Origin of the sequence: Antarctobacter sp. (assembly GCF_048262615.1) — a bacterium.
In the GTDB taxonomy this organism is placed as follows: domain Bacteria; phylum Pseudomonadota; class Alphaproteobacteria; order Rhodobacterales; family Rhodobacteraceae; genus Antarctobacter.
In genome coordinates this window covers 67,721-85,873 of record NZ_JBLXFB010000009.1, presented here as the reverse complement: position 1 = coordinate 85,873, position 18,153 = coordinate 67,721, and the positions used below count along the sequence as shown (strand labels likewise).

Here is an 18,153-nt window from a genome sequence, read left to right as displayed (position 1 = left end):
GCAACAGGGCTGCGAGCGGCCCTGGGAGGTTGATGTCGACCCTTTCCAGGTGGCTGATCGCACCTGGTACGTGGGAAACAATTGGGTTGGCGCATATCTGCTGGACACCGGCGATGGTCTGATCCTGATCGACACGACGATGCAGCCGCAGGTCTACCTGGTGTTCGAGGCGATACGGAAGCTGGGCTTCGATCCCGCCGACATCCGGCTGATCCTGATTTCGCACATGCATTACGACCACCTTGGCGGCGTGCGCCCCTTGCAGGAGGCGTCCGGGGCCAAGGTGATGATCAGCCGCGAAGACTGGGCCTTCATGACCGCGCGCCCCGACATGATCTTTGCCTCGGGCTATCCTCTGGGCGCGTTCGAACCAGATGCCTTTTACAACGACGACGCCCCGGTGGTGTTGGGCGACCGTTCGGTTCGCACCATGCTGACACCGGGGCACACCCCCGGCACCACCTCGTTCTTTTTTGAGGCTGGCGGCCACCTGTGTGGACTGCATGGCGGCGTAGGGCTGAATACGCTGGGCGACGCATTCCTTGCCAAGGCGGGGCTGCCGGTCACGGCGCGCGACGACTATCTGGCGGCGATGCTGAAAGCCCGCGAGATCCCGGTGGAGATCACGCTGGGCTCACATCCCGCGCAGGTCGGGATGATGGACAAGGTCGGTCAGATCCGGCCCGGCCACAATCCCTTTCTCGACCCTGCGGTCTGGCCGCGCCTGATCGACGGGCGCATCGCGCAGGTGCGCGCGCTGATGGGAGAAGCGGCATGACATATGATTTTTCCATGAGTGCCGAGGCCCGGCTGACCGTCGCCGAGGAATTGCGCGGCGGTACGCTGATGCCGCCCATCATCACCGAAGAGATGGAGGCCGACCTTGCGGCCTGCACGGTCGCGGAGATTGCGGTTCCCACACGGGTCGGCCCGTCGCGGGTGATCAAGGTCACACCGCCAGGCGGGCACGCAGGCCCGCGCCCGGTCTTCGTAAATTTTCACGGGGGCGGGTTTGTACGCGGCTATCACCCGCGCGACACGATCTTTTGCGCTCAGGTTGCGCTGGCCACTGGCGCGCTTGTGCTGGACGTGGATTACCGGCTGGCGCCGGAGCACCCGTTCCCCACGGGCCTGACCGAATGCCACGATGTCGTGGCCTGGGCCTTTGATCAGGCGGCGGCTTTGGACATCGACCCGGACCGCATCGCCATCGGCGGACACAGCGCTGGCGGCAATTTTGCGACCGCGATCTGCCTCATGGCGCAGGAAAGCGGTGCCTTCCGCGTCTGCGGCCAGATGCTGGACTATCCGTTTCTGGATGGTGTGACACCGGCCGCGCAAAAGCTGGATCCGCGCAGCGTGATGCCCGCATGGCGGATGGAAGCGTTCAACGTGCTGTACGCCAGCACACCCGAGAACCTGACGAACCCGTTGTTGTCGCCGGTCATGGCCCTGCCCGAAGCGCTGGAAGGGTTGCCGCCCGCGCTTATCCTGATTGCCGGTCTCGACCCGCTGCGCTTTGAGGCACAGCGCTACGCCGGTCAGTTGATTGCCGCCGGGGTGGACGTGGACGTGCGCCAGTTCGCCGATTGCGACCACGGTTGGGTCGTCACCGCGCGGCCCGGTTACCGCGAGGCACGGGCGCTGATTTTCGGCTGGCTCGACGCGCTTTTCACCCGCAAGAACGACTAGGAGGAACCTGTTGACCCTAAAGACCCTGTTTGGCGCTGCGATGGCCGTGACATTTAGTGCCGTGGCCGCCGTCGCCGCTGACTGGCCGACAAAACCGGTCCAACTGATCGTACCGTCCAAGCCCGGCGGCGGAACCGACGTCATGGCCCGCATCTTCGCCGATTACCTGGGCCGCGAGACCGGAGGCGACGTGGTGGTGGTGAATGTCGACGGTGGCGGCGGTTCGATCGCCTACAATCAGGTGATGACCGCCGCACCGGACGGGCACACGATCCTGTTCAACCACACCGGCCTGCTTGCCGGGTATCACACCGGGCACAGCGCCATCGGGCTGGAAGACTTCACCACCATCGGCATCGCGCAAAGCTATGCGCCGCAGGTCTATGCGGTGGCTGCCGATGCGCCTTGGGACACGATGAAGCAATTCGTCGACGACGCCCGCGCCAATCCGGGCAAGCGCACCGTCGCGGTGTCGCTGGGTCGAACCACACATTTCATCGCCGGTCTGATCATGATGAACGAAGACGTCGACCTGAAGCTGCTGGAAGCTTCGGCAGAAGTCGACAAGGTCGCGGCCATTCAGGGCGGGCACATCGAGATGGGCAACCTCGGCGCGGGGTCTGCCATGCAGTATGAACAGTCGGGCGACATGAAGGTATTGTGCCTGCTGGACCCCGAACCGCACCCGGCCTACCCGCAATACGAAACGTGCATCCAGCAAGGTGTGAATGTCAGCTGGCTGGCGCCGCTGGTGCTGTGGGGGCCAAAGGGGATGGATCCCGACCTGGTCAAAGCCATCAACGCGGCAACCGCCAATCTGGCGACCGACACCGCCGCGTCAGAGGCGTTGGCCAAGGCCGACAGCGTGTTCACCTACTACGATGTGGACGCCGCCAACGCCCTGATGCACTCCGAGGACGAAAAGATCGGCGCGCTGGCGGAAAAGCTGGGTCTTTCCGACCGCTGACACACCTTGGCGCGGGGGCGGAAGGCCCGTGCCCGCGCAGTTGACAGGATGGGGACTATGAATACAGACAAGCCGCTTGGCGCAGGATTGATCGCCTTTGGGATTGCCGGAATCGCGGCAACGATGCAGATTAGCGTGCGCACATTCAACGACGATCCGGGGCCGCAACTGTTCCCGATTTTCGGTTTCGCGATCATGATCGTGTGCGGCCTTGGCATATTGCTGAACGCCTTTCGCACAGCCCCCGACGCCAGTCCCGACGCCCCTATCGAGGCCAGCCCGGACGCGGCCAGCCTGTCGCGCGGGGTGGTGATGTTCGGGCTTCTGGTGGTCTATTCTCTGGCGTTGTGGCTGGTCGGTTTCTACGTCGCGACACCCCTGTCGGTTTACGGTTTTTTCCATGTGATCGCCGGACGCGAACGGCGCGTGCCGTGGCGCGGCGCTGTCTATGCGCTGGCCGTGACCGGCGGCGTGCATCTACTGTTTGCAACTTTCCTGGGCACGCTGCTGCCTCGCGGCATTGTTTTTTGAGGTAGACCCATGCAGGACATCCTTGCCAGTTTCACTACTCTGCTCACTCCGCTGACCTTTGCGGTGATTGTGCTGTCCACAGCGCTTGGCATTGTGCTGGGTGCCATTCCGGGTCTGTCGGGCGGTCTTGGCGTGGCCTTGCTGTTGCCACTGACCTTCGGGATGCAGGCCGAGGTCGGGCTGGCGATGCTGGTGTCGATCTGGGTCGGCGGCGTGTCGGGCGCGATGATCGGCTCGATCCTTCTGGGCATCCCCGGCTCGCCCTCCGCCATTGCAACCACCTTTGACGGCTATCCGATGACGCGCAACGGGCAGGCGGTCAAGGCGCTGGGCGCGGCGATCACCGCGTCGTTCATCGGCACCTTCCTGTCGATCCTGATCGCGATGGCGGCCAGCCCGGTTATGGCGCGGCTGGCCCTGAAAATGGGGCCGTGGGAGTATTTTGCGCTGGGCTTTTGCGCCATCTCGCTGGTCGCCGCCCTGTCGCGCGACGGCGTGTTTCACGGTCTGGCGGCGGCGGCGATCGGGTTGATCCTGGCGTCGGTCGGCTTTGCACCCATTGACGGCTATCCGCGTTTTACCTTCGGCATGGTCTATCTCAACGGCGGATTCGACCTGATCCCTCTGATGTTGGGCTTTTTCGCGCTGAAGCAGATTGTGCAGGATTTCGCCCGTGGCCAGCAACAGGTGCCAGAAGTTGACGTCAAGGACATCAAGGGCTTTGGCGTCACGCTGAAGGAGTACCGCGACAATGCATGGAACATGGTCCGTTCTTTCATGATCGGCCTCTGGATCGGGTTTCTGCCCGGTATGGGGGCGGCGCTGTCAAACATGATTGCCTATGCGCAGGCCAAGTCCGCCTCGAAACACCCCGAGAAGTTCGGAAAGGGCTGCATCGACGGCGTGTTTGCCTCTGAAACCTCGAACAACGCCTCGGTTGGCGGTGCGTTGATCCCGATGGTGGCGCTGGGCATTCCCGGCGACGGGGTGACGGCGATCCTGTTGGGCGGGTTGATGATCCACGGCGTACAGGCTGGCCCCTTGCTGTTCACCAACAACCCCGAAATCGTCTATGCCCTGTTCCTGACCGCGCTGATTGCCGCGGTGCTGGTGCTGGTGATGCAGTTCTGGGGGATGCGGCTGTTCCCGGCGATCCTGAAAATTCCGTATCACTACCTGTACCCGGCCATCATCGTGCTGGGGTTCATGGGGGTCTACGTCGGGTCTTCGACCGCGTTCAACTACATCCTGCTTTTGGGTTTCGCGGCGTTGGGCCTGTCGATGGACAAGTTGCGGCTGCCCATCGGTCCCTTCATTCTGGCGTTCATTCTGGCGCCGATGCTGGAGCTGAACCTGCGCCGGGGATTGACATACACGGACGAGGGAGTGTTGCCGTTCTTCACCCGGCCGATCTCTGGCCTTTTGCTCGCCGCTGCGGCGCTGAGCATCCTGTTGCCGGTCGTGATGCCGATCGTGAAGCGAAAGTCCCAGCGGACCCGGCGACAGTCATAAAGCGCGAAATATCGCGCCGCACCTGTGCCCTGTTCTTGGCTCACCCGCCCCCGAAAGTTAAATCTTTCGGGGGCGGAGCGCTCAAACAGTGTTTTGCACACAGATTTCGCTGGGGTGGTCAGCGTCGCTGGAACAGGATCACCAGCAAGGCAAGCAGCGACGATCCCAGCATCAACAGCAGCGAGACCGCGTTCAGCAGCGGGGTTGAGCCCTCTTTCAGCCGGTCGAACATGGCGATGGTCAGCGGCGCGTCCGAGCCCACCAGCATCAGCGTGGTGTTGAAGTTCTCAAAGCTCATGAGAAAGGCCACCACCACCGCGCCGATCATCGCCGGCGCAAGGAAGGGCAGGGTGATCGTGCGCACCGCCGTCAACCGGTCCGCGCCAAGGTTCAGCGCCGCCTCTTCCAGCGTGCGGTCGAATTTCTGCAAGCGGGCAGAAATCACCAATGTCGCGATGGTGGTGATAAAGCTGAACTGCCCGAGAATGACCAGCAGCAGGCCGGGGCGCAGCGCCTGAATGTCCATTTTCGCCACGTCCCAGATGCCATTAGCCAATGTCGAAGAGAACACGAGGATCGAGATGCCCAGCACGATGCCCGGGATGACCAGTGGCAAAAGCATTAATACGTAAAGCAGGCCCTTGCCGCGAAACTCGTAGCGGTTGAACAGGAAGGCGTTTGTGGTGCCGACGCAGACCGACAGCACCGCCACGCACAGCGCGACAAAGGCAGAGGTGCCGACCGCGCGCAGGATGCCGCGTTCGTGGAAGACGCCGATCTGCGGGCGCTCCTCGCCGAAGAACCAGTTCCAGGTGAACCCCTCCCACGGCAGCGAGGGGAACAAACTGTCGTTGAAGGCAAAGACGGCGACCACGGTCAGGGGCAGGGCGAGGTAGAGGAAGAACAGCGCCACGTAACTGCCGTAGATCACCCGGAAGGCGCGTGAGGAAGGTATCGTCGGGATCATCCCATCGTCTCCTTCAAGGTTCGGCCCGTCAGCCGCAGCATCCCCCAGACAATCACCGACGACAGCACCAGCAGCATGAAGCCGAAGGCCGCCCCCAGCTCCCAGTTCGAGCGCACGATGAACTGGTTGTAGATCATCTCGGTGAACCACAGGCTGTCCTTGCCGCCCAGCATGGTCGGCGTCAGGTAATTGCCCAGGGACAGCATGAAGACCACGATGCAGCCCGAGACGATGCCGGGCATGGCGTGGGGAATGATGATCTCGCGCAGCACCGACAGGCCGTTGCCGCCAAGGTCATAGCCTGCCTCGATGACGCTGTCGTCGAGGCTTTCCATCGTGGTCACCAGCGGCACCACCATGAACAGCATCGAGGTGTAGACAAGGCCGACCATCATGGTGGCATCGGTATACAGCATCTCGACCGGCTGATCGGCCAGCCCCACCCATTGCAGCAGGTTCGACACGATCCCGGTTTCGCGCAACAGGATCATCCAGCCGAAGGTGCGCACCAGTTCCGAGACGTAGAAAGGGATCAGGCAGAGCATGAAGAGCACCTGTTGCAACCGTCCCTTGGCCATCTTGGCGATGTAATAGGCGACCGGAAAGGCGATCAGCAACGTGATCGCCGTGGCCAGCACCGACATCACCGCCGTGCGCCAGAAGGTGCGCAGGTACAGCGGCTCTGTCAGGGCTTTTTCGTATTGCGTTAGGCTGGTCTCATAGACGCCAAAGCTGATGCGTTCGCGGATCGAGATGAGGAACATGTCGATATGCGGAATGATGATCAGCAGGCCGAGCCACAACACCAGCGGCGTCAGCAGCAGAAAGAACGTGATGCGGGATTGATGACGCATCACGCGACCCCGAAACAGGTGGCCTGACCTGCGGACCAGCCGATATGCACCGTGTCGCCGCGTTTCAACGCATCGAATTCGCCCGACTGCGGCAGCGTGACCTCCAGCGTCTCGCCCACGTCGTCCTGCACCAGCACGCGGCTGGCCGCGCCGTTGAACAGGATGCTGGTGACGGTGCCTTTCAACTGATTGTCGAAGGCCGACAAGGCCTCGGCATTGCTCGCAAGCCGGATCGATTCAGGGCGGACGAATATCTCGGCCCTGGCGCCCTCAGCCAGGGCGGTGCCCGTGGCCCGCATGGCAAGGCCGCTCTCGGTGCGCAATTGCAGCGTGTCCCCCTCGGCACGCTCGATGCGGCCTTTCCAACGGTTTGCCTCGCCGATGAACCCGGCGACGAAAGGCGTGTCGGGGCGGTAGTACAGATCCTGCCCGGTGCCGACTTGTTCGAACCGTCCGGCATTCATCACGGCGATCTGGTCGGACATGACCAGCGCCTCTGACTGGTCGTGGGTGATGTAGACGAAGGTGGTGTCAAACGCCGCCTGAAGCGCCTTCAGCTCGACCTTCATGTGTTCGCGCAGCTTCAAGTCCAACGCGCCCAGCGGTTCGTCCAGCAACAACACGTCCGGCTCCAGCACCATGCAGCGGGCGATGGCCACGCGCTGTTTCTGCCCGCCGGAGAGTTCATCGACCTTGCGGGTGCCGATCCCCGGCAGGCCGATGCGGTCCAGTGCCTCGTCGACCTTGCGGGCGATCTCGCCCTTGGCCATGCCGCGACGGCGCAGCCCGTAGCCGATGTTTTCGGCAATGGTCATCATCGGGAACAGGGCGAGGTGCTGGAAGACCATGTTCACCGGGCGCTTGTTCGGCGGCGTGTCCAGCACCGATCCGCCTTTGATCCGGATGTCGCCCGAGGTCGGATCGAGAAAGCCCGCGATCATGCGCATGATCGTGGTCTTGCCGCAGCCCGACGGCCCGAGGATGGAAAAGAAGCTGCCCGGTGGCACCGAAAAGGTGACGTTGTCAACAGCCGTGGTATCGCCGAACCGCTTTACGAGGTCGACGCAGTCCAGATCAGGGGTCATGTGAATTCCGTAAAAGGGGGCGGCACCCGGCAAGGGGTGCCGCCCGGATGGTCAATTGGCAGCCTGAACGCGGTCCAAGACTTCGCCTTCGATGGTTTCCAGCCCGGCAGGAACCGGCGGATACCACTTGATGTTGTCGATGGCCTCCTGCGAGAAGCTGGCCTGATACTTGGCCTTCAGCGCGTCCTCGGCAAACTCGTCCGCTCCGGCGGAGGCGGTGAAGTTGCCGGCCGCTGCGGTGATCATGGCCGCCACTTCGGGCTGCATCACGAAGTTGATCCACTCATAGGCCACGTCATCGGCCTGACCCTTGGCGGGCAGAACAAAGGTGTCGATCCATCCCAGTGCACCGGATGCGGGCGCGACAAAGGTGATATCGGCGTTGTCGTCGTTCAGCTTCCAGCCGCCAGTATCCCAGGCCATCGACGCGGTGACTTCGCCAGAGCGGACGAGGTTCATCAGTTCGTCGCCGCCGCCCCAGTAGGTTTTCACGTTGGCCTTGCAGTCGATCAGCTTGGCCTCGACCTTGCCCATGATCTCTTTGTATTTGGCCTCATCACCGTAGGCGGCAAAGGGGTCTTCGCCCATGGCGAAGGCAAAGCCGATCAGGGTCGGGCGCTTCAGGCGGTAGGACACCTTGCCCGCGACTTCGGGCGCGCAGAGGTCGGTGTAATCCTTGACAACGTCGCCTGCGGCGGCGGTGTTCATCACAAGGCCCGAGGTGCCCCAGACATGCGGCACGCCGTAGACATCCCCGTTCACGGTGGTGTTGGCCATTGTGGCCATCAGCATCGAGGGGATGAACAGGTCCTGATTCAGCTTCGAGACGTCCATCGGCTTGTAAATGCCGAATTCCATCTGCGGACCCATCACGCGGTCCTGGCTGGGCTGCACGAGGTCAAAGCCGCCGCCGCCGGTGGCGCGCAGCTTGGCGATCATTTCCTCGTTGTTGGATTTGGTCACTTCGACGGTGTGGCCGGTCTGCTTTTCGAACATCTCGACAACGTCGTCGGGCGCGTAGCCGCCCCAAGTCAAAAGGCGCAGCGTGTCGGCCTGCGCCATCGAAGCGAGCCCCGTCAGCAGGGTGCTTGCCAGCAAAATGGTTCTGGTCATGGGATGTCCTCTCTGTTGTGTTCTGTAATTCCGGGCAGAGTGCGCGCGTCGGACCAAATGGTCAAATTATAGTTCGCCGCGAAACGCGTCATTATCGCCCGATATTGCGAAACTGCTGTGACAGTCTTCAAGATCGCCGGTCGTCCCGCCGGGCTTGTCCCGTAACACGAATGATGGATTCGTGACGTGTTTTCAGCATGATACCCGGATGCCCCGAGCTGTTGGCCTGCCACAAAGCGCACGACCGGCAACCGGCCAGTGTACCACACGGCGTCGAAGCGGCGCGGGTCGCATTCGATTTGGCTCATTGCCGAGGGCCTGAGCCTGCGCTGGCACAGGTTCGCAAGACCTACCACGACGCAGGGCGCAAGTTGGTTCCACGATGCGATTGCCCCAACATGCTTGATTGCAAGTCGAAACGATGTGACAATCCTCAGCGAGAATTTCCGTGAATGGGATCGGTTGTGATTCCAGTGCGGGATGGATGTTCAGCAAACGGAAATCCGCCTTGGGAATGCCGGTTTCGTCGCCAAGATGAGGGACTGCCAATGCCTTTTCTGAATTATGAGTTTTCCGCATATCGAGAGAGCGATCTTACACTAAACGGACGATCCAATTTCTTTGTTGGCGATACGATCATCATACCGGGTACGACGACCGTTTCGATCACCATTAATGATGACGATGGGTTTTTGTCCGGAGACAACATTTCGAATGAAAATGCCGATGATACAAGCGGTCAGACGGCCGCGATCCTGAACGCCGATGGCGACGAGATCGGCAGTGGCGGGCAAGTATACGGAGAAGCGTTCTACTGGGTCAGCGATGCGTCCGGAAATCAATATGCCTTGGTCGAGATCGAGCAGGAAGACGGGGGAGGGGATTTTTTTGCATTCGTTTCGGATTATGGTATTCCGGAGGCCGGGACCGAACTACACGTAGAAAGCAAGGTGAATATAAAGAATTCAACCTTGATCCCCGAATATCAAAATTTGGCAGGGGCACCGCCCGCACCGGAACCGGAACCAGAACCGGAACCCGATCCCGAACCACAGTTCGTATTCACAGCCTTTAACGAATTTGATCTCACCATGGCTGGCAAAGAAAACCTGTTTGTCGGCGATACGATCATGCTGCCCAGCGACCCCACTCTGGTCATCAGCGTCGAGGATGATGACGCTTTTTTGTCGGGTGATAATCTCGTCAGTGAATATGCGGATGACGAGACGGGACAGGTCGCCGCTGTAACCCGTCTGGACGGTGTCGAGGTTGGCAACGGCGGTCAGATATTTGGCGAAGCTTACTATTGGGTCGTGGACCCGAACAACAACCGCTTTTTGATGGTCGAGATCGAACAGGAAGGTTCGGAAGATGACTATTTCGCGTTCCACACAGATTACGGCGTTCCGGAATCCGGGGTCGAACTGTACGTCGAACGCAAAGTGAATATCAAGGATAATACCTTGATTCCGGAATATGAGGGTCTGACGGCTGGAGAATTGCCGGAAGGATATGTTGAGAGCACCGGCGACCTTTTCGTTTAGAGAACTTTCGTCATTGGCCTGAAAGAGCCTTCATATTGCAACATCGGACTCGCCATAACCCAATGGTGCAAGGCGCATCCGCCAAATTGGCGCGTTTCCGGGGAGTTTCACGGGGCTGAATTGGCAAAAGTGTTTTCGACACGTATAGTCAGCCGATGGCAGAATTATAGTCGCATAGGGAAAACACATTTGGCGCACGATTGTATTTTTAAGGAGCCCATTGGAGTAAAAGAACTGTAGGGCATCTTTCGCCCGGTGCCGCAATTCTCCCCACTGTCTTCCAAACGTCCAGAGTCTGATTCCAAACGTGTGCGATGGGCGGACTCACACGCCGCACAGGTCGAAAGGGCCGTTAGTCACGATCAAATGGCCGTCACCCAATCAAGGTGCTCGAAACACGGACCTTGGACCGCCTCTGCAAAACCAACGACGCCGCCTTCCCATTCCAACAGCCGAACGCGGGCTTCGGCGTCAATGGCAAAATCCCAGCAGATATAGCCCGCCAATGGCAACTGAAGGTGCAGAGATACCGCCGCATGGGTGGCGTCGGCAATGGCGGGAACGGCTGACCCGTGAAACGGGGTGGCGACACCGGGCGGGCACGTCACCGGATGCCAATCTGACAGGTATCCGATCTCATCCAGTGCGCCGCTGTGCCAGTCCACGGCCACACGTAACTGGTCACGTGCGATCACATGGGCATGGCCCGGTCGGCCGATCTTCAGGTAACAGCACCGGACCTCTGGCCTGCCGTCCGGCGTCAAGGCGGTTCCGATGCGCAGCGTTGTCAAAGCCCGGCTTCCGAACCCATCCAGTTCGGGATGTGCTGACAGTTTCGGCTGAAAGACTCCATTGCCCAAGTGCAGCAACCGTTCAGGGCTGAGATCCGCAGCAGACAGGATCTGAACACCACGGCCAAATCCGGACTGATCCGCCTTGAACACCAAATCAGGCCCGTGGCCTGCCAGCAAATCACAGGCTTCGGTCGGGGGCAGGGGGCTGAAGTCGGGTCGCAAGAATCGCCCGTTCAGCGCATAAAGCAGATCGCAGATGGCCGGATGGTCAAAGAACGCAGGGGTTGTCGCCCTGACACGGGCCAAATGGTGACTGACGCCATTCACCCGTGGCATGACCTGTTCCAGATAATAACTGTCCGGCATCCAGCCGTCGCGGTAACAGCCCTGCACCGCAGCGTAGAGCGTCAACCATTCGGCGTGACGCGCCACACCGAACCGGGCCATGGCCTCATCTCTGGCCCGACGAATATGGTCAGGCGTCGGCCTGCGTCCTGCTGCGGCCAGTACCGACAGCGCCGCCCGGACCTCGCGCCGTTTTTTCCACCGCAATCGGGTCGCGCGCGCCGTCGCCATCGCCGATTTCGCGGATTGCTTTAACCGATCAACCAACGGCTCTGTCCGTTTGACGGCGGCGGGTCAGCCAGGCGTGTGCCAGCGCGCTTATGGTCAGATATGCGGCTCCGGAGGCAAGGAAACCGCCACCGGCCCCCAGTGCGCCATGCTGTGGCACCAAGGTCAGCGCAGCTATGGAACCGGCAAGGAAACAACTGCCCGAAATCGCCACCCGCCAGCGAAAAGCCTGCAATGCGGTCACGCCGGTAACAAGCGGCCCCGCCACCAGATACAGCGCCGATGCGAGAACAATCAGCGTCAGCAATCTTCGGTCAACGTAGTCTGCGCCAAACACAAACCGCACAAAGGGATTGCCGAACAGCCACGCGAGCGCGACGGCCAATGCCCCAAGCCCGAGTGAGGCGATGACCATGCGCCGGGTCAGCCGCCGAAAATCGCCGATCCGTCCGCTGCGCGCGTAGCGGCGCAGGCGGGCTGCTGCGGCGCTGCTCATGGCATTGGCCAGCATCGACAGCACCGTATGAACATAGGCAAGTGCACCAAACAGGCCCACAGCGGCCAGACCGGCATGACGCTCAAGAACAAGTGGGGGGATGCTGTGGGCCGCCCGCATCAGCCACAGCGCCAGTCCGACGGGCAACACCCACAGTGCAAGGGTGCCGATGCGGCGCAGGTTGGTCCCTTTCAACGCCGCAACCGGAGTTGCCAGACCCAACCGCCGCAACAGGCGGCTGTCCACGCCCCAGTAGCTCAGCCCCCACAGCGCCGCTTCGGCCAAGAGGGCCAGCGGCAAGTCCCGAGTATACCAAAAGACCACGGCAAATCCGGCCAGTCCGGCGCTGCTGCGCAACAGGATCGAACCGGCGACATAGTCCAGCCGCTCGGCGCGCTGGAACATGGCGTGGTTCAGGCTGGCCTGCGCGCCGAAAAATCGCACCATGGCCATTCCGGCCACAGCGCCCAGCACCAGCCATCCGCGCCCCCCGTAAGCCGAAAAAGCGACAGCCATGGAGACCGCCACCGCCGCGACGCTGCCGGTGATCCGCAGGCCCAGATAATCGGCGCGGTTGAACCGGTCCAGATCATCCACGGTCAGCACGTCTCGGGTGCCCATGGTCGCCAGGAAAAACAGCGGGGTCACGATCGAAGAGGCCAGAGTGAACGCCCCGACATCAGCGGGCGTTCCCAGCCGCGCGGTCAGAGCGATGATCAGAAATTGCGTCGCCGCGTACCAGCCGCGCCCGATCATGGCAAAACCGATATTGCGTTTCAGCGACAGCGGGCCACGGGAGCCGCCGACAGTTGCCCCGGTCATGGCGCGGCATCCCACACGGCAAGATCGGGCGTGCAGAGCGCACGTACCCGGTCCAATTGCTCTGGTGTCAGATCGGCTGGCCGCAACCCGGCACGCGGCCCACGGGCGCGGTTTTCATGTCCGATGCGCGGGCGCAGCCCGATTTCGCGTTTCAGGTCGGTGCGGAACCTTGCCAGATCGTCCAGACGACCGACAACATCGAACCGGTGCAACCCCTTGACCGCCCTGTCAATTGCGGCGGCGCTGCGCAGGTCGTGGCGGTCAGGCAATCCGGAAAAATACTCGACATAGCTTGCCCCCATACGTGCGGCACGCGGGGTTTCCAGAAAGGCGTCGAACGGTTCGGCGATCATGGCATGGGCGCCGTGGCGGCCATGGCTCCACGCGAAATGGGACAGGAACCTTGCCACCGGCTCGCGCAGGACGGTGACAAATTTGTAATGTCCGGCAAAGCGCGCAAATGCGGTTTCGGAAAACCCGACATGGGCCGCAATACAACGGGTGTCGGTATACATCAGGTAAAGCAGCATTTGTTCGCGCAGATCCAGCACGTCGACCAGCATGGCGTCGCGATCATGGCGCCCGGTAAAGGCCTCGAAGGCGCGAAAACTGGCTTCGGGATGGACCGTCGCCTGACTGAGGATACAGCGTTTGCGCAACGCGCGCGCGACCGAGGTGCCGCCGCATTTCGGCACATGGTGAAAAACGAACCGCTGTGGCACTGCGATGTCCAGCAGCCGGGCGCGCAGGCCACGCGCCCGCGAAACCATGCCACCGCTGTCCCGGCGCCAGGTTTCATTCTGCGAAGGGTCCAGCGTCATATGAGTACGCCCCTGCGCACCGCAGAAACGCGTATCTGCGGCATGGACCGACTGGCGTGTTTGTTGGCTGTGAGCAAGGCGAAAAAGATCATCAGGGCCAGCCATTCCGGGTATCCCGGATGGCCCGCGTCCCCGGCAATCCAGACCCGCAGCAGAGGGAGCAAGGGCAATGTCGCCACCCACTCGGGTCGGGCGGGCAGAACCCAGTTCGACCGCCGTTGGGCAATCCGGATCACGAAATTCAACCACCCGACCACGATGGCAACATAGGCGCAAAGGACCGCCAGAAAGGCCAGCAACCCGCCATGCAGCCAGGCCCCCAGGAACAGGTTGTGCACCAACTGGCCATTGATTTCGGAAAGCCCCGATCCCAGCAGCACGCTGTGTTCAATGCCGGCAAGGGCGAATTCCAGCTGGTGCAACCGTCCGACCGTCGAGGCATCCGCAAAACTGAACCTGTCACCGATCCGCGCCGTGGCTGCCTGATCGGTGGACAGAACAAACGCCAGCAGTACCGCAAGACTGACAAGCGCAAACACCCTGAGTACAAGCCCCGCGCCTCTGGACTTGCGGGCGCGATTTTCCGCCAGAATTGTCGCCATCAGCATGGCCAGCAAGGCAATCAGCAGCACGGATCGGGTGCTGAAAATCAAAAGCAACGTCAGCACAAGCAGCGTCATTGCCTGCCCTTTTCGGTCCGGCAGCACCGACATGTGACCGGCGCGGTACAGGACCAGTGCCACAAAAAGACCCGACGCGACGATGTTCTTGGCCGAGGCCGCCGCCACTCCGTCACCGGCAGCCTGGAACAAGGCCCGCAGAAAGCCGTAAAGAACATAGTTCAGGTCTCCCTGAACAAAGAACCGTTGAACGGCGGTCATCCAGCTTTCGCCGCTTTGCTGCGCCAGGAACTCAGAGATCGCAAGAAACCCAAGGACCGCGATCATGCCCGCACGTCTTAGAACAGGTGCTTCGCCATCCGCCTGTACCAATGCTGTGGCAACGGTCAGACCGCAAACAAGGAAAAAGGCCTGACGCAAGATCAGGCCCTTGTCCGGGAACCCGGCCAGATGCAGCGCAAGGATCAGCAAATACAGCAGATAAAAGCACAGCCACGGTAGCACGCTTTGTCCCAGCCGGGTCGCAGCCTGAAGGCTTTGCGCCGGGCGCAGCAACATCAACAGCCCAAGCCCGATACAGGCCGCATAGGCCAGCGACAGATCAAAGCCGCCCAGCCCCGCCAGATGAATCCAGGTCAGGGTCATCCCCCCAAGCGCCATCACCAGGCCCCAGGCGACAATCCCGTGACCCGATACGTCAGCGGCAGACCGGGTCATGCGTCCTCGGGGCGCAGAAGCGTGGTTTCGGTCCTGGCCGCACGCGGGCTGACAGTGGGCGGGGATTTGCGCTTGGCGGGTTGGCGCATATAGCTTGAGACCGCGGTGCCGCTCAGGGTCCATTGTCCTGTTTTGCTGGCCGGATCCGCCTCGGTCACGACGACCCCGGACAACTTGCGCTGCGGCAGATGGCGAATGGCCGAGCGCAGCGCCTCGCGCGGGGTGCGCTCGGCGCGCATGACCATGACGATCTCGTTGCAGTGCTCTGCCATGATACGGCAATCGGCCAAATTTCCGACCGGCGGGCCGTCGATAATCACCAGGTCGTAGAACCGCGACGCTACGCGCAGGAACTGTTCGAAATGCGGTGTGTCGAGATAGACCGAAGGGGAACGCCCGCGCAGGTCTCCGGCCGGAATAACATCCAGCACATCGCGCCCGACCTCATCTTCGGGAAGGCAGTCGCCGCCCCGCAGAATGTCACACAGACCGACCGCGTTCTCCATGTCGTAAAGCGCGGACAGACCCGCGAACCTCAGATCCGCATCGACCATCAGAACGCGTTTGCCGCTGGCGTTGGCCGATTCACCAAGCGATGCGGCAAGGGTGGTCTTGCCCACGGTTTCCTCTGCCGAGGTAATCAGAACGATTGGCGTCTTTCCCTGTCCCGGCCCGGTCAGGCTCTGGCGCAGCAGGGACACCGCCTCGCTGTAGGCGGTAAAGGGATCACTGCGCACAATCTTGTATCCTTCCTGCCCGCTCGGAAGGCGGGGCAGAACGGACAGGACCGGGAGTCCAAGATCGGCCTCGACGCCGGCAATGGACGCGAACTCGCGTTTCAGGGCGTCCCGCAGCAAGGCATACACCAGCACCAGCCCGACCCCCAAAAGGAAGCCGAGAATAACAAAGACCTTGGTCGGCGGATAGAACGGTTCCAGCGGGAAGGACGCGGCGCTGACCACAAGGGCGCCGCTGGTGGCGAAGGTGCTGAGGTCGGCGGCCATGCCCGCGTTGTTCAGGTATCGTTCATATTGCAGGCGATACGCCTCGACCTGGCGTTCCAGTTCCCTCAGCCGGACAGCGGTCAGCGAATCCGTCCCCGACTGACCGCCGGCCCGCTGCAAGGCTTCTTCCAGCAGCACGGTGCGACTGGAAAGCGCCGCCATCTCGTTGTTCAGCATTTGCGCAATGCGGCGGATCTCGTCCGTTATCTGGCTTTCAACCAGATCAAGCTGGTTGTTGATCTGTGCGAGACGCGGCGAATTGGCTTGGCCAAGCTGGCTGGCGTCTGCCAGCCGTCGCTGGAGTTCCAGTTGCTCACCGCGCAGGTCGGCCACGATGTCCGAGGCCTGTACCTCGGGGAGACTGCCCGGATCGCCGCCCAGAAGTACGGCCTGAGCCTGTTCAAAAGAGGCGCGCTTTTGCGCCAGATCGGCGCGTGACCGGATCAATTCCGCATTGAGTTCAGTAAGTTGCTGGTCGCTGAGCCCCGAGCCGTCCTTGATCCCGATCAGGTTGTTCTCGATCCGGTAGGTCGTGGCGGCGCGTTCCGCTTCGGCGAGTTTGCCGCGCAATTCGTTGGCGCGCGCATCAACCCAGTCCGTCAGCAGGCGGGCTTCGGCCGAGCGGAATTCAAGCCGCATATCCTGATAGACCTGTGCCATCGTGGCGGCGATCCGCTGGGCAAGTTCCGGTGATGTGGCGCTGGCATCGATGCGGATCACATTGGTTTCGCCTTCTCGCCTGACCGAGACAGCATCCGCCAGTTGCCGCAACGCTCCCAACGTCGCGCGGTCCTGCGGATCGGCGGTGCCGGGCGTGCCGCGGGCTGTGGGGATCAGTGCCTTTATGGCGTTGATGATCAGACGGACCGGACCCGGTTCAGTGGGCTGGAACCACGGCTCGGCCAGCAATTCGGCCTCGTCGATCACGCGGCGCAACATGTCATCCGAGGTCAGCAACAGGATCTGTCCATCGACATACCCAAGGTCGACCCGACCAACCGCCTGTTCCACCTCGATCGGGCTGACCACCGGACGTTCGACCATCAGTTGCACGTTGCTCTTGAACAGCCGGTCCATGCGCTGAGCCAAGATCAGTCCCGTCAGGGCAAAGATCAGACCGACCGCGAACATCCGGAACAAGTTGCGGCGCAACAGCGCCAGCGCCTCGCGCAGGCTGTCGCCCAATTGACCGTCATCGTCCGTTGCGCGCCAAGGCTCGGCGGTCAGCGAGGCGACCTGTTTCACCGGCCCGATCCACGCAAAACCACGGTGACCGTTTGAATGACCAAGCCGAGGTCGCGCAGAAAGCTGATGCGGCGCACATAGGCGCAGTCCATGTCCACCCGCTCTTCATAGGTCGTCACGCCGCGACCACCGATCTGCCACGGCCCGGTCAGACCGGGACGCACGGACAGGTACAATGGCAACCGGTTTCCGTAACGGCGCAATTCGCCCTCTGTCACGGGCCGCGGGCCGACCATGCTCATGTCTCCGCGTAACACGTTGAATAACTGCGGCAATTCGTCAAGGCTGGTTCGCCGGAGGAAGTGGCCCAAGGCCGTTACGCGCGGGTCGAGGTCAAGCTTTTGCGACGTCCTCCATTCCTGCGCAGCCACCGGATCGGTGCGCAATGCAAAGCGCAACAACCGCGAAGAGTTGCAGTGCATTGTGCGAAACTTGTAGCAGCGGAACGGCGTATGATTTCGACCGATTCGGACATGACCGAAAATGGGAGACCCGCCAGAACACATCAGAAGCAAGGTAAGAAGAAAAATGACGGGCGACGCCACAACCAGAATGGTCGACGCGCACAGAATATCAAACAGTCGTTTTCCAAGTCCTACATAGATTCCGTCGCGCACGTTGGTGCGGTCTTCTTGGAATCGAAGGCTTATGGCATCGACTTGACCCCGCTGTCCCAAAATGCCGCCCCATTTTTGTTCTTCGATCACCCGCATCTCTTGCAAGGTGACTCATGTCATTATTCTGTCATATTCGCCCCAAATTGAAAGCATCAGCCCACTGGAAGGTTTACGAATTC

The 18,153-nt window shown here is 61.5% G+C and carries 16 protein-coding genes; 6 read left to right on the top strand and 10 right to left on the bottom strand.

The features are described 5' to 3' along the window. The first annotated feature begins 49 nt into the window (after nt 1-49). The 5 genes from ACN0S5_RS11965 to ACN0S5_RS11945 are packed head-to-tail and all read left to right on the top strand — an operon-like array spanning nt 50 to nt 4,702. Nucleotides 50-778, top strand: a complete 729-nt coding sequence (locus ACN0S5_RS11965) for an MBL fold metallo-hydrolase (protein WP_417208512.1) — start codon at nt 50-52, stop codon at nt 776-778. After that, the gene (locus ACN0S5_RS11960) at nt 775-1,692 is read left to right on the top strand and encodes an alpha/beta hydrolase (RefSeq protein WP_417208511.1); all 918 of its coding nucleotides are present in this window, start codon (nt 775-777) and stop codon (nt 1,690-1,692) included. The genes ACN0S5_RS11965 and ACN0S5_RS11960 overlap by 4 nt, the downstream gene beginning before the upstream one ends. Nucleotides 1,693-1,702: 10 nt before the next feature. Next, nucleotides 1,703-2,659, top strand: coding sequence for a Bug family tripartite tricarboxylate transporter substrate binding protein (locus ACN0S5_RS11955; protein WP_417208510.1), 957 nt, complete (start codon nt 1,703-1,705; stop codon nt 2,657-2,659). Nucleotides 2,660-2,716: 57 nt separating this feature from the next. Further along, the gene (locus ACN0S5_RS11950) at nt 2,717-3,190 is read left to right on the top strand and encodes a tripartite tricarboxylate transporter TctB family protein (protein ID WP_417208508.1); all 474 of its coding nucleotides are present in this window, start codon (nt 2,717-2,719) and stop codon (nt 3,188-3,190) included. 9 nt (nt 3,191-3,199) lie between these two features. Then, nucleotides 3,200-4,702 (top strand): tripartite tricarboxylate transporter permease, encoded by a 1,503-nt coding sequence (locus tag ACN0S5_RS11945; RefSeq protein WP_417208507.1) that lies wholly within the window; start codon nt 3,200-3,202, stop codon nt 4,700-4,702. A gap of 118 nt (nt 4,703-4,820) precedes the next feature. Here the strand turns inward: ACN0S5_RS11945 and ACN0S5_RS11940 are convergent, their stop codons facing one another. From ACN0S5_RS11940 to ACN0S5_RS11925, 4 genes are read right to left on the bottom strand one after another with little or no spacing between them, the layout of a single operon-like run. Then, nucleotides 4,821-5,669 (bottom strand): ABC transporter permease, encoded by an 849-nt coding sequence (locus tag ACN0S5_RS11940; protein WP_417208506.1) that lies wholly within the window; start codon nt 5,667-5,669, stop codon nt 4,821-4,823. Further along, a complete protein-coding gene (locus tag ACN0S5_RS11935) occupies nt 5,666-6,523 on the bottom strand; it encodes an ABC transporter permease (RefSeq protein WP_417208505.1) in 858 nt (285 codons plus the stop codon). Before ACN0S5_RS11935 ends, ACN0S5_RS11940 begins: the two co-directional genes overlap by 4 nt. Beyond that, nucleotides 6,523-7,608: an ABC transporter ATP-binding protein gene (locus tag ACN0S5_RS11930; RefSeq protein WP_417208504.1), complete on the bottom strand. Its 1,086-nt coding sequence runs from the start codon at nt 7,606-7,608 to the stop codon at nt 6,523-6,525. Before ACN0S5_RS11930 ends, ACN0S5_RS11935 begins: the two co-directional genes overlap by 1 nt. 51 nt (nt 7,609-7,659) lie before the next feature. Next, the gene (locus ACN0S5_RS11925) at nt 7,660-8,721 is read right to left on the bottom strand and encodes an extracellular solute-binding protein (RefSeq protein WP_417208503.1); all 1,062 of its coding nucleotides are present in this window, start codon (nt 8,719-8,721) and stop codon (nt 7,660-7,662) included. A 548-nt stretch (nt 8,722-9,269) separates the two neighbouring features. On the opposite strand from ACN0S5_RS11925, the gene ACN0S5_RS11920 reads away from it, so the two are divergent. After that, the gene (locus ACN0S5_RS11920) at nt 9,270-10,265 is read left to right on the top strand and encodes a hypothetical protein (RefSeq protein ID WP_417208502.1); all 996 of its coding nucleotides are present in this window, start codon (nt 9,270-9,272) and stop codon (nt 10,263-10,265) included. A 362-nt stretch (nt 10,266-10,627) separates the two neighbouring features. Here ACN0S5_RS11920 and ACN0S5_RS11915 read toward each other — a convergent pair whose 3' ends face one another. From ACN0S5_RS11915 to ACN0S5_RS11890, 6 genes are all read right to left on the bottom strand, one after another. Beyond that, entirely contained in the window at nt 10,628-11,506 is an 879-nt protein-coding gene (locus ACN0S5_RS11915) for a sugar-transfer associated ATP-grasp domain-containing protein (protein ID WP_417208501.1), read from the bottom strand. 157 nt (nt 11,507-11,663) lie between these two features. Then, entirely contained in the window at nt 11,664-12,950 is a 1,287-nt protein-coding gene (locus ACN0S5_RS11910) for a lipopolysaccharide biosynthesis protein (protein WP_417208499.1), read from the bottom strand. Beyond that, entirely contained in the window at nt 12,947-13,771 is an 825-nt protein-coding gene (locus tag ACN0S5_RS11905) for a hypothetical protein (RefSeq protein ID WP_417208497.1), read from the bottom strand. Before ACN0S5_RS11905 ends, ACN0S5_RS11910 begins: the two co-directional genes overlap by 4 nt. Next, nucleotides 13,768-15,108, bottom strand: a complete 1,341-nt coding sequence (locus ACN0S5_RS11900) for a hypothetical protein (protein ID WP_417208496.1) — start codon at nt 15,106-15,108, stop codon at nt 13,768-13,770. The genes ACN0S5_RS11905 and ACN0S5_RS11900 overlap by 4 nt, the downstream gene beginning before the upstream one ends. Beyond that, nucleotides 15,105-17,357 (bottom strand): GumC family protein, encoded by a 2,253-nt coding sequence (locus ACN0S5_RS11895; RefSeq protein WP_417208494.1) that lies wholly within the window; start codon nt 17,355-17,357, stop codon nt 15,105-15,107. Before ACN0S5_RS11895 ends, ACN0S5_RS11900 begins: the two co-directional genes overlap by 4 nt. Further along, complete coding sequence (locus tag ACN0S5_RS11890) at nt 17,354-18,064, bottom strand: sugar transferase (RefSeq protein ID WP_417208493.1); 711 nt, start codon at nt 18,062-18,064, stop codon at nt 17,354-17,356. The genes ACN0S5_RS11895 and ACN0S5_RS11890 overlap by 4 nt, the downstream gene beginning before the upstream one ends. Nucleotides 18,065-18,153 lie beyond the last annotated feature (89 nt).

Excerpts from the sequence above, each read along its gene's own strand:
- ACN0S5_RS11960 (WP_417208511.1), top strand. The coding sequence starts at position 775 with ATGACATATGATTTTTCCATGAGTGCCGAGGCCCGGCTGACCGTCGCC.
- ACN0S5_RS11950 (WP_417208508.1), top strand. The coding sequence starts at position 2,717 with ATGAATACAGACAAGCCGCTTGGCGCAGGATTGATCGCCTTTGGGATT.
- ACN0S5_RS11945 (WP_417208507.1), top strand. The coding sequence starts at position 3,200 with ATGCAGGACATCCTTGCCAGTTTCACTACTCTGCTCACTCCGCTGACC.
- ACN0S5_RS11940 (WP_417208506.1), bottom strand. The coding sequence starts at position 5,669 with ATGATCCCGACGATACCTTCCTCACGCGCCTTCCGGGTGATCTACGGC.
- ACN0S5_RS11935 (WP_417208505.1), bottom strand. The coding sequence starts at position 6,523 with ATGCGTCATCAATCCCGCATCACGTTCTTTCTGCTGCTGACGCCGCTG.
- ACN0S5_RS11930 (WP_417208504.1), bottom strand. The coding sequence starts at position 7,608 with ATGACCCCTGATCTGGACTGCGTCGACCTCGTAAAGCGGTTCGGCGAT.
- ACN0S5_RS11925 (WP_417208503.1), bottom strand. The coding sequence starts at position 8,721 with ATGACCAGAACCATTTTGCTGGCAAGCACCCTGCTGACGGGGCTCGCT.
- ACN0S5_RS11920 (WP_417208502.1), top strand. The coding sequence starts at position 9,270 with ATGCCTTTTCTGAATTATGAGTTTTCCGCATATCGAGAGAGCGATCTT.
- ACN0S5_RS11915 (WP_417208501.1), bottom strand. The coding sequence starts at position 11,506 with ATGGCCCGGTTCGGTGTGGCGCGTCACGCCGAATGGTTGACGCTCTAC.
- ACN0S5_RS11910 (WP_417208499.1), bottom strand. The coding sequence starts at position 12,950 with ATGACCGGGGCAACTGTCGGCGGCTCCCGTGGCCCGCTGTCGCTGAAA.
- ACN0S5_RS11905 (WP_417208497.1), bottom strand. The coding sequence starts at position 13,771 with ATGACGCTGGACCCTTCGCAGAATGAAACCTGGCGCCGGGACAGCGGT.
- ACN0S5_RS11900 (WP_417208496.1), bottom strand. The coding sequence starts at position 15,108 with ATGACCCGGTCTGCCGCTGACGTATCGGGTCACGGGATTGTCGCCTGG.